The 221-nt window shown below is 58.4% G+C and carries 1 pseudogene; it reads left to right on the top strand.

The annotated features are described in order from the left end of the window. Positions 1-112, top strand: a pseudogene (locus KKP04_RS15435) (IS5/IS1182 family transposase); the annotation flags it as partial. Positions 113-221: the final 109 nt, after the last annotated feature.

Below are 221 nucleotides of genomic sequence, written 5' to 3'. Positions count from 1 at the left end.
CAAGACCGTAGGCGGCATGACTGAGATCATGTATCGCGGCATCGAACGCGTCCGGTCGCGGTTCATCCTGACAATGGCAGCCAACAATCTGGCACGACTGCCCCGACTGCTGTTAGCGGTGTTCTCAGACCATGGGATCAGCGTTTTGGCTGGCGGCATAGGCCCAAGGCATGAGTTCATCGATTTTGCGCATCGGCCAGCCGTTGACGAGGCGTGAGAGA

Source organism: Rhodomicrobium sp. Az07 (assembly GCF_018619475.1).
Lineage (GTDB): Bacteria > Pseudomonadota > Alphaproteobacteria > Rhizobiales > Rhodomicrobiaceae > Rhodomicrobium.
Note: the sequence above shows the minus strand (reverse complement) of the source record. Positions and strands in the feature narration are given on the sequence as shown.